This window comes from Thermoflexus sp. (assembly GCF_025055495.1).
In the GTDB taxonomy this organism is placed as follows: domain Bacteria; phylum Chloroflexota; class Anaerolineae; order Thermoflexales; family Thermoflexaceae; genus Thermoflexus.
In genome coordinates this window covers 1-5996 of record NZ_JANWXB010000203.1, presented here as the reverse complement: position 1 = coordinate 5996, position 5996 = coordinate 1, and the positions used below count along the sequence as shown (strand labels likewise).

Genomic DNA, 5996 nt, shown 5'->3' with positions numbered 1-5996 from the left:
TCATTTCCCCCCGGAGGCTTTAAGGGTGGGGACGGACGCTGAAGGCGTCCGTCCCCACCCTTAAGGATCTTTCATTAACAGGAGCGATTTGAGGGCGGGGCAAGTCAATAAAGGTAGCCCCCGTCCCCTAAAATAGCCCTTCGATGAATCCGCCTGGAAGAGGGATCGGGAAAACGAGGTTTAGAAGAAGGCCGACAAGGAAGAGCGCCCCAGCGCGGCGGTTGAAGAGAAATGCCCAGGAGACATACCAGAGCGGCCACACGGGATAGTTGGGGGGCGGCGCCGGCGGACGCGGTCGGGTATATGTTCGAATCACTTCCCGCAGGCGAGGGAGGCTGAACAGGGTCAGCAACACCCACGGCCCCAGCACCCGGGTCAGCGCTAGACCCAGGACCACAACGTAAAAGGCAATCATCATCCCGATATTTAGAGCCCGCGCTGTCGGTTCCCCCAGAAGAACCGGAAGCGTGTAGATCCCCCGTGCGCGATCCTGTTCCAGCTTGTCGATGTGTTTGCCGATGAGGACGGTCGCGACCAGCAGGGCATAAGGAAGGGAGGCCAGCCAGACCCACGGAGGCAGCGTCCCGGTGGTTGCATAAAAGGTTCCCCCGATCATGAGGGGGCCCCAGACCAGGAACACACCCAGCTCCCCCAGGCCGATGCGTTTCAATCGGATGGGAGGCGCCACGTAGAATACACTGATGAACAGTCCGGCAAGGACGAAGGCGAGGATCGGCCAGCCTCGGAGCGCCGTGAGATAGAGTGCGATGCCCGCATCCAGGACGTTCACGAGGAGGATCGCTCGGAGCAACTGGGGGCGCGTGACCAGACCCGAGAGCACCGGATGGGGGGCATACTGAGCCCGCACATATTCCGCAGTGTCCAGACCGGTCTCCAGATCGAAATAATCATTGATCATGTTGTTCGCTGCGTGGGCCAGGAGCAGGCCCATTGTGGATAACGCGAAGGGCCCCAGCTCGAATCGACCCGCCGCCGCCGCCAGCAATCCTCCAATGGCGGCGGAGATGAGGGTCATGGGGAACACGCAGCAGCGGACGATCAGTAGCCACTTCGAAACGGGATCCATGGGTCGATCCGCGGACAGGTTGCAGGTGCGGTAAACTTCTAACCAGTTTCGCCACATCGCTGGATCCTCCGATGAATGAAATAGACCTGTGGCGTCGTTGCAGTGGATGGGCCCTTAGGGCTGGGAGGGCCGTCTTCAATGGACTTCCCAACCCTTAACAGCATGGCTCTTTAAGGATTTCACGGAAAATCCCCGGATAGGGGAACACTATCCATATGCGGATTCTGGCCGCGGGTGGCATCATCGGCAAAATCCCTTCCTGCCCTGGAGAACACCATGAAGCTCTGGCTTTTTATCGGGCTGATTCTGGGAACAGCCCTGACCTTATTGGAATCCAGCTGCGTCGGGCGGGCCATCACCTCTCCGATCCCACCGTCCGCCACTCCGGGCAAGCCGATGGAACGGAGCCTGCCGCCTCTTGTAGAGGCCCGGCCGACTCTCCCACCAACCCCGGCGCCTTCCGCTACCCCTTCCCCAACTCCGGATCCTTATGCGGATCTGACGATTGAAGCCCTCCGTCGGCGCTCCTATGGGGATGGATCGATCCGCATCGAGCGCGTGCTGGCGGTCACCTCCGCGTTCACCCGGACGCTGGTCGCCTATCCCAGTGACGGATTGACCGTCTATGGATTTATGAACGTCCCCCGGGGCCACGGGCCATTCCCCGTCGTCATCGTCCTGCACGGATATGTGGACCCCGCGCGGTATCAGATCCTGGCCTACACGACGCGGTATGCGGACGCCTTCGCCCGGGCCGGGTTCCTGGTCCTGCACCCCAATTATCGGAACCATCCGCCCTCCGACGAGGGGCCCAATCCCTTTCGGGTGGGATATGCCATCGACGTGCTGAATTTGATCGCCCTCCTTCCGACCCTGCCGATGGCCCAGCACGAGGCGGTGGGCCTGTTCGGCCACTCCATGGGCGGGGGGATCGCCCTGCGGGTCCTGGTGGTCCACCCCGGCGTGAAGGCCGCCGTGCTTTACGGCTCAATGAGCGCCGACGAGCGCAAGAACTTCGAGCGCGTCCTCCAATGGTCCGGTGGCCGTCGGGGGCGAGAGGAGCTGAACACGCCGGAGGAGGCGCTCCAGCGCATCGCGCCGCTTTTCTATTTGCAGGACATCGCGGCTCCGATCCAGATCCATCACGGAGCGGCGGATACCGTGGTCCCGCCGGAATGGTCCCGCGAGCTGTATGCGCGCCTGCAGGCGCTGGGGAAGACGGTGGAATGGTATGAATATCCCGGCCAGCCGCACACCTTCCCAGCGGGCAGCGCCGCGGATCGCCTGTTGCTGGAACGGTCGATCGCCTTCTTCCGGAAATATCTGCGCTGACCGAACGCTTTAACCCATTATGAATTCGGGATGGACGGATCCGGAGATCTCCTCACGAATTCGGGAGCACCGATGGGCCGTGCAGAACAGGGAATATCCCGAGAACGATGGGCGGTGATCCCCCGGGTGCTTTGCTTCCTTTTCCACGAGCATGAGGTGCTTCTATTGAAGCGAGCCTCCCATCGCGCCATCTTCCCCGATCGCTACAACGGCCTGGGCGGCCATGTAGAGCCCGGCGAGGACCTCCGAACTGCGGCCCGCCGGGAGGTCCGCGAGGAAACCGGCCTGGAGGTCGAGGCGCTGCACCTGGCCGGGCTTGTCCTGATCCACGCGGGCGAATCCCCCGGGGTGCTTCTGGGGGTTTTCATTGGAGAGGCCCTGGAGCGGCGAACCGGGATGTCGGCCGAAGGGATGCTGGAGTGGGTTCCGGTGGATCGGGTGCTGGAGCTTCCAGTGGTGGAGGATTTCCCAGAGCTCTGGCCTCGGGTGCTTCGCTTCCGGGAAACCCGAGAGCCGTTCTTCCTGAGCTACACTTACGATCCCGACGACCGTCTGGTGGTCCAGGAAGGGTAAAAGCAATCAGAACAGGATATGCCATGGGCACCTTCGGGCGACGAGTCCGATCCGAGCGCCTTCAGGAGGGAAGCCAGCCAGGCCTCTCCTTCCTAAAATCTTGCTGGGGTGCCGCCTTCGGTGGTGCCCCGGCCCCAACAACCGCCGGAGAGATCGGAGGTTCCACCTAGCGTAGGGTGTTTGAACCGAGGAGGGGAGATGACCTCAACGAACGCCGTGCTGGAAGAGCTGGCCCGATCCCTGCGCGATCGTCGGGATTCATCAGCGCTCCGCCGAGCCGCGCTGGAATGGGCTGTGCGGTGGACCCGTGCGGTCGACGGGGCTTTTCTTGTGAGAGAAAGCGAAGGCTGGCGTTGTCAGGAGGCCCTTCACGATCCGCTCTTCTGGGAACGGGATTGGGAGCTGCCGGAACGGGCTGATCCGTCCGGCTGGTGGGATCGAGAAAACATCCGCTTCCTGGCCATCCCTTTACGGGAGGGCCTGGAATGGCTGGGCATGCGGGAGCCGGATCCGGCCATTCCGACGGATAGACAGATCGGGTCAGCAGCCGGGCTCCTAATCGGGCTGGCATTGGAGGCGGCCCGGGATCGCGAAGCCTATGCTTCTTTTTTCTCGACGGCCGTGCACGAGCTGCGCCTTCCCATGACCAGCATCAAAGGGTATGCGGATCTCCTGGCGAAGGGGATCGCCGGTCCGCTGACGGATCCGCAGCGCCGGTTCGTGGAGATCATCCGGTCGAACATCGACCGCCTGGCGGGCCTGGTGAACGATCTGCTGGAATACTCCCGGATCGAGACCGGGCGATTGCGAATGCGCTGGGAATCCATCTCGCTGAGGGAGATTCTGCAAGAAGCGCTTCAGCGCATGCGGGCGGAGATGGAAGGGCGAGGCCATCGGGTGGAGGTGGATCTGCCCGGCGATCTCCCAATGGTGGCGTCGGACCGGGAGCGCTTGATTTCCATCCTGAGCAAGGTGCTGGACAACGCGGCGAAATACACGCCCCCCGGCGGGGAGATCCGGATTCGCGCGGTCTGGACGGGGGAGGCGGTGCTCTGTGAGATTACAGACAGCGGGATCGGAATCTCCCCGGAGGATCAGGCCCGGCTCTTCACCCCATTCTGGCGCTCGGAGGATCCCATGGTGCGGGAGATCCCGGGCTTCGGGCTCAGCCTGGCGGTGGCCCGCGGCCTGCTCCAGGCGATGGGCGGGGGCATTGAGATCGAGAGCGCGCTGGGGCAGGGGACCCGGGTTCGAATCCGGTTGCCGGCTGCCCAAGAATCACAGTGGTGAGGAAAGAAGCAGGACAGACGGCGAAGCGATCCCGCCTCGTTCCCCTAATTTGCTCATCCTCCAGTCTGGGCCGCCTCCACCAGCCAGCGGAAAGGCCAGAGGTGTCGGGGATCGGCTTCAAACAGCAGCTCCGGATGCCATTGCACGGCCAGCACCCGCGGCGTAGCGCTTTCCTCCGGCTGCCAGAGAAAGGCCTCTACAACGCCATCCGGCGCCTCGGCCAGAACCTGCAGCGCCCCCGGGAGTTGCTGGCGGTTCGGAACGCCCTGATGGTGATACGAGTTCACCTCCAGCACCTCGCCGACCCCGCAGGCCTGGAGAATGTCCATCAGGGCAGGATTCGAATACAGGCGGACCGGATGGGCGAGCGCGGGAGGAGGTTGATCGCGATTATGCACCAGTTCTGTGATGTCGGGGAGATGCTGACACAATATCCCGCCCCAAGCGACCGCCATCACCTGGAAGCCGCGGCAGATCCCCAGGATCGGACGCCCTCGATCCCGGGCGGCCTCCAATAGGGCGAACTCAAAGGCGTCTCGGTCCGGATCCACCTCCGCGGTTTCGGGATGCCGAGAGGCCCCATATCGGGCCGGATCGATGTCTCCGCCCCCCGTGAGCAGCACGCCATCCACCCGTTCGACGATCATCGCCGCGGCCTCCGGAGGCAGATTAGGCAACATCACCGGCAACCCTCCGGCCCGCCAGATCGCCCGCAGGTAAGCCGTCTCCGTCGCGCTCCACGCCCGCTTCAGCGAGGCACGTTCTCGCGTGTTCTTCACCGTCACACCGATGAGCGGTCGCCGCATTGGGCCTTCAGCTTTCAGGTGATGTCTTCCATTTAGGGGCTTCCAGATGCTGGGTGGGTCGCCTTTGGCGGCCTGCCCAGCACCCGAAGCTTTTTTCTTCCCCCACAGCCCTTTGAACCAGGGATTCCCCAGCACGTGTCCTATCTCAAACCATAAAGGATCTGCGCATTGCGATACAGGATCGCCTCCGCGGCCTGCTCGGCCTCCGCCGTTGTGAGATCCTCGTCGCGGATGGTCGCCTCCAGGACTTCCCCCAGAATCCGTCGCCCCCAGCGAGCCCCCAGGTAGAACAGCTCCGGGATCAGGTGGGCATCTGTGGAGAACAGGATCTTGCTGATCGGTGTGAACTCCAGGAAGGCGCGGACGACAAAGGCCATGCCGGCATGGCTTAGAAAGGGGATGGCCAACCCGAGATCGACATAAACGTGAGGATACACCGCTGCAAGATAGCCCGCCTCCCGTGTGTAGGGATAGGAGGCATGGAGCAACACGAAGGGCACACGTCGGAAGCCCGGGTGCTCCAGCAAGGGGCGCAGGTGCAATGGGTTCGCCCATCGCAGATCCAGATCCGGATCTCCGAAGCCGGTGTGGAACTGGACGGGCCGGCCCTGCCAGGCAGCGGCCTCCAAGGTCTGCCAGACCACCCAGTCGTTCAGAGGCTTGTGGGCCAGCCGGAGGCGCTCCTTCCGCGCCACCTGTTGCCGCAGGGTCTCAAAGGCGGAGCGAGCCGCCTCCCAATCCGGGGTTTCGATCGCCAATCCCGTCCGATAGGCCACGATGGTCTTGAACCCCACCACCTCCGGATCGGGATGATCCAGAGCGGCTCGAAATGCCTCCTCAAACGCTGGCCAGGTAGAGGTCTCTTGGATCAGGCGTTCAGCCAGGAATTCCACTCGGAGCAATCGATA

At 63.1% G+C, this 5996-nt stretch carries 6 protein-coding genes; 3 read left to right on the top strand and 3 right to left on the bottom strand.

What is annotated here, in order from left to right; all coding sequences use genetic code 11:
- Positions 1 to 127 precede the first annotated feature (127 nt).
- Positions 128 to 1144 carry a prenyltransferase gene (locus NZM16_RS06900; protein ID WP_295450103.1) on the bottom strand — a complete coding sequence of 339 codons (1017 nt, stop codon included), beginning with the start codon at positions 1142 to 1144 and terminating at the stop codon, positions 128 to 130.
- Positions 1145 to 1363: 219 nt separating this feature from the next.
- On the opposite strand from NZM16_RS06900, the gene NZM16_RS06895 reads away from it, so the two are divergent.
- The 3 genes from NZM16_RS06895 to NZM16_RS06885 all read left to right on the top strand — a co-directional run bounded on the left by NZM16_RS06895 (position 1364) and on the right by NZM16_RS06885 (position 4282).
- Complete coding sequence (locus NZM16_RS06895) at positions 1364 to 2419, top strand: alpha/beta fold hydrolase (RefSeq protein WP_295479531.1); 1056 nt, start codon at positions 1364 to 1366, stop codon at positions 2417 to 2419.
- A gap of 72 nt (positions 2420 to 2491) precedes the next feature.
- Positions 2492 to 2992 carry an NUDIX domain-containing protein gene (locus NZM16_RS06890; RefSeq protein WP_295479528.1) on the top strand — a complete coding sequence of 167 codons (501 nt, stop codon included), beginning with the start codon at positions 2492 to 2494 and terminating at the stop codon, positions 2990 to 2992.
- 198 nt (positions 2993 to 3190) lie between these two features.
- On the top strand, positions 3191 to 4282 hold the full coding sequence (locus tag NZM16_RS06885; protein ID WP_295450095.1) for a sensor histidine kinase KdpD: 1092 nt from the start codon (positions 3191 to 3193) through the stop codon (positions 4280 to 4282).
- A 53-nt stretch (positions 4283 to 4335) separates the two neighbouring features.
- On the opposite strand, the gene NZM16_RS06880 is transcribed toward NZM16_RS06885, so the two are convergent.
- Both NZM16_RS06880 and NZM16_RS06875 read right to left on the bottom strand, forming a co-directional pair.
- Complete coding sequence (locus tag NZM16_RS06880) at positions 4336 to 5088, bottom strand: gamma-glutamyl-gamma-aminobutyrate hydrolase family protein (RefSeq protein ID WP_295450093.1); 753 nt, start codon at positions 5086 to 5088, stop codon at positions 4336 to 4338.
- A 140-nt stretch (positions 5089 to 5228) separates the two neighbouring features.
- The coding region (locus NZM16_RS06875; RefSeq protein ID WP_295479525.1) for an amidohydrolase family protein at positions 5229 to 5996 on the bottom strand (768 nt) is incomplete at its 5' end.

Excerpts from the sequence above, each read along its gene's own strand:
- NZM16_RS06900 (WP_295450103.1), bottom strand. The coding sequence starts at position 1,144 with ATGTGGCGAAACTGGTTAGAAGTTTACCGCACCTGCAACCTGTCCGCG.
- NZM16_RS06895 (WP_295479531.1), top strand. The coding sequence starts at position 1,364 with ATGAAGCTCTGGCTTTTTATCGGGCTGATTCTGGGAACAGCCCTGACC.
- NZM16_RS06890 (WP_295479528.1), top strand. The coding sequence starts at position 2,492 with ATGGGCCGTGCAGAACAGGGAATATCCCGAGAACGATGGGCGGTGATC.
- NZM16_RS06885 (WP_295450095.1), top strand. The coding sequence starts at position 3,191 with ATGACCTCAACGAACGCCGTGCTGGAAGAGCTGGCCCGATCCCTGCGC.
- NZM16_RS06880 (WP_295450093.1), bottom strand. The coding sequence starts at position 5,088 with ATGCGGCGACCGCTCATCGGTGTGACGGTGAAGAACACGCGAGAACGT.